Raw genomic sequence first — 236 nt, 5'->3', positions numbered from 1 at the left:
AGCGTCGAGATGAGCGGATCAAACGATGGTCCGGCGATCAACAGGTAATTGAGAATTCCACTCACGACGAGTGCAGCCACGATCGCTGTACCTATGCGAGTAAAGCCATTCGACGTCCGACTGAGGACCGCTACCGGGTCTTGCGCGACATCCTGCTTGTGGGATGCCAGCATCAAGAACGCCACCAATGCGCCCACCCAAGCGCCCGCTGCCCAGAGGTGCGTGATATCCGACGC

1 pseudogene is annotated in these 236 nt (G+C 58.9%); it reads right to left on the bottom strand.

What is annotated here, in order from left to right:
- Positions 1-236, bottom strand: a pseudogene (locus KVT32_RS31565) (copper resistance protein CopD); the annotation flags it as partial.

It is taken from the genome of Achromobacter sp. GbtcB20 (assembly GCF_019091095.1).
GTDB lineage: Bacteria > Pseudomonadota > Gammaproteobacteria > Burkholderiales > Burkholderiaceae_B > Achromobacter > Achromobacter mucicolens.
The sequence above is the reverse complement of the archived record's forward strand: the minus strand, read 5'-3'. Positions and strand labels throughout refer to the sequence as shown.